Source organism: Verrucomicrobium sp. 3C, from assembly GCF_000379365.1.
Lineage (GTDB): Bacteria > Verrucomicrobiota > Verrucomicrobiia > Methylacidiphilales > Methylacidiphilaceae > Methylacidimicrobium.
This window is the reverse complement of the sequence record NZ_KB901878.1, coordinates 35424-38031: the sequence shown is the minus strand read 5'-3', so window position 1 is coordinate 38031 and position 2608 is coordinate 35424. Positions and strand designations below refer to the sequence as shown.

The 2608-nt window shown below is 61.2% G+C and carries 5 protein-coding genes, 1 tRNA gene and 1 pseudogene; 1 reads left to right on the top strand and 6 read right to left on the bottom strand.

Annotated features, from left to right (window positions below; translation table 11 throughout):
• The first annotated feature begins 9 nt into the window (after positions 1 to 9).
• Positions 10 to 252 carry a DDE transposase family protein gene (locus tag A37A_RS17730; protein ID WP_081616336.1) on the top strand — a complete coding sequence of 81 codons (243 nt, stop codon included), beginning with the start codon at positions 10 to 12 and terminating at the stop codon, positions 250 to 252.
• A gap of 25 nt (positions 253 to 277) precedes the next feature.
• On the opposite strand, the gene A37A_RS0114055 is transcribed toward A37A_RS17730, so the two are convergent.
• From A37A_RS0114055 to A37A_RS20275, 6 genes and pseudogenes are all read right to left on the bottom strand, one after another.
• The gene (locus A37A_RS0114055) at positions 278 to 571 is read right to left on the bottom strand and encodes a hypothetical protein (protein ID WP_018292123.1); all 294 of its coding nucleotides are present in this window, start codon (positions 569 to 571) and stop codon (positions 278 to 280) included.
• A gap of 24 nt (positions 572 to 595) precedes the next feature.
• A complete protein-coding gene (locus A37A_RS17725) occupies positions 596 to 1255 on the bottom strand; it encodes an HNH endonuclease domain-containing protein (RefSeq protein WP_018292122.1) in 660 nt (219 codons plus the stop codon).
• Between the two features lie 62 nt (positions 1256 to 1317).
• Complete coding sequence (locus tag A37A_RS17720) at positions 1318 to 1701, bottom strand: DUF1697 domain-containing protein (RefSeq protein WP_255324931.1); 384 nt, start codon at positions 1699 to 1701, stop codon at positions 1318 to 1320.
• Complete coding sequence (locus A37A_RS21875) at positions 1679 to 1876, bottom strand: DUF1697 domain-containing protein (protein WP_051076309.1); 198 nt, start codon at positions 1874 to 1876, stop codon at positions 1679 to 1681. The genes A37A_RS17720 and A37A_RS21875 overlap by 23 nt, the downstream gene beginning before the upstream one ends.
• A 40-nt stretch (positions 1877 to 1916) precedes the next feature.
• A tRNA-Ser gene (locus A37A_RS0114040) sits at positions 1917 to 2001 on the bottom strand.
• A 366-nt stretch (positions 2002 to 2367) separates the two neighbouring features.
• A pseudogene (locus tag A37A_RS20275) lies at positions 2368 to 2608 on the bottom strand (transposase); the annotation flags it as partial.

Below are 2608 nucleotides of genomic sequence, written 5' to 3'. Positions count from 1 at the left end.
CAAGAATGGTTGGACTTGATCCGAGGACATTGGGGCGGAGCCGAAATCCGCAATCATTGGCGACGCGATGTCCTGATGGGCGAAGACCGTTCCCGCTCTCGCCAGCCCAACCTGCTGGCCAACTTGGCGCTCATCCGTAACGCCCTCCTCTCGCTCCTCTCCGAACGCCTCGGCGAACAATCCCTCCCGCAGTTCCGCGAACGATTCTGCTCCACCCCTAAACAATGTCTGGCCATCCTCGCCGCCGCATGAACTCCAAAACAAAAGACCCTGCGACTCATCCAAGATACTCGACCTTGCCGTGCCGATCGCGGAGGGAGACCGACGAGCCGGGATCGGCAAGCGCGATCTCTACCTGGGGGCCAGATTCGAGGACCAGAACGAAGCGGCTGCCGGTTTCGAGCACCTTTTGGATCGCGCCGGTAGCGGGAAGCGGCGGCGCGGCCGCCGCGAGCCGGACAACCAAGCGGGAACCGTCTCTAAAAGCAAGAGAGAGTTGATCCGGGGCGGCTTCGCATTGGGCGATCTGCCTCCCATGGAGAATCGAGCTGAGCTTTCGATTGAGCCCCATGGGTGCCTGGATGGTTGTCCTTTGTTAGTTCCCGGTGCCGTGGGCGGGATGGAAGCCCTTCGCCTTGGCCTCCTCCTCGGTCATATATTGCCCCTTCTTGGTCTTCCCGTAAAGGGAAGAACCGGGTTTCCAGTAGGCTCTGGAACGGGTGTTGACCCAGACGAGGGAGCTTTGAGCCTGCTGCGCTGGCGATGGCCCTGCCGCCCTTCCCCGCTCCTTTTGCGTCCCGCCATCCGAACCGATGTATTTCCGGTAGGCTTCGATCCAGTTGCTCGCGATCGCTTTCTGGGCTTCCGCGAAGTCGACCCTTCCCGAGCAGACGAGCTTGTGGAGCCGGTCTTCCAAGAAGTCCTTCTTCCCGGCATTCCAAGGTTGGGTCCTCCGGGACTGTGGCCACAGATTCCGGATCGAATTGGAACCGCCCAGGGAGAGAGGAATCAGATGGTCGATTTCGTAATTCCGCCGGTCCGCGAGCGGGACTCCGTAGCGGCGCAGCACTTCGCGCTTGAGGGCAATCGGAACGTCCCGGACCGTCTTGGAGTAACCCGGCACGCAGACATCCTCGCGGGAAACCGGGAAAGTATCGCCTGGGGTCAGCTTGGGATCGGGGAGGATGGGCGACTGGGCCAGAGCCGAGTAGCCGAGCGCGATCAGGAGGAGGAAAGCAAGGAGCGCGTGACGCATCGGGCGATGCTACCCGATCCGGGGCGCGGTCCGCAACCGATTGGTTGCTGGATGCGAATAGGTTATAGGAACCTTCGCGCGATCGCGCCGATCCCCGAGACCGTTCGCCAGTTCCGCGCCGTCGCGGGGACGCCGAGGATCGGTTCGACCCTGGCGGCGAGCTTCGAGCCGTGGAACCCGTCCGGGGCATGGAGATAGAAGACCCGTCCAACCAAGCGCCAGGATTCGGAAGCAGTTCCGAGGGCGTCCAAGCGGTTCGAGTCGATCGACGCGGGCGCCGTTTCCAGGAAAAGGAGATGGAGCGCTTTTCCGTCGGCTTCCTTCCCGGCCTCCGGAAACGGGTTCGCCGCCACCGAGGCCAGAAACTCCTCCTTGCTGACCAGAAGGACGCGGATATCGAGCCGGTGGCGAATGCGGAGGAATTCACCGACCATCCCGGCAAGGATCGGGGCGGAGGAATCGGAGCCGCAAAAAACCAGATTCCCGCTCTGGAAGGTAGCTCTGCATGGGCGATAGGCCCATCTTCTCGAGCTCCGGAACCAGCGACGCCATCGGCAGCTTGTTCCTGCCGCCGACGTTGACGCCTCGGAGCAGTGCGATCCAGGTTGCCGTCTTGCTCATCGGGTGCGGACTCCTCATAGGTGGAAGACAATAGGCACTCCGGACAGGGTGGGATTCGAACCCACGAACCCTTGCGGGTTAGCGGTTTTCAAGACCGCCGCAATCAACCGCTCTGCCACCTGTCCCGGTCCGGCCCGCAGCCTCCCGAGAACCACCGCCGCAGGGTTGCTGTCACGAAGAGAGTACGTTTGAGATTGCGGAACAACAATCGGGATTTCATCCTCTGCCTGACCCAGGCTGTCGATTCCTCTCGGGAGGTTTGTGTCGGAAGCCACCCACCCGCCAGGAGACGCGATTACAGCATATAGGCAGATCCCTTATATATATCCGAGGATATTTGCCTAGGGTTGCGCGACTGTTGAAGACTGTTGAAGACATGTCAAACTGACCGCTTTGGTAACAAGTGATCTGACCGCTTGGGATATTGGATTGTTGTTTCCTTTGGGGTTCTTGCCCTTGCCCCGGGGCAAGGGCAAAGTTCTGCTCCTCTTTTAAGCCGCCTTGGTTTGGTGTGGCTCCAGCGGCTTGCCCTCCGAGTCGTACCAGCCGACGATCCGGTGGCCGTACCGGACGCTGAGGTTGCCGTCGAGATGCTCACAGACCCGGACGCGGCATTTTGCCAAGCCCATACGCCAGCTTTGGGGCAAGATCTGGAGCTTCTTCCGCCCCCAGTGGACCGTGTTGTCGTTGCCGACGATTCGGTCGTCCTGAACGCAGAGGATCCCATCCAGG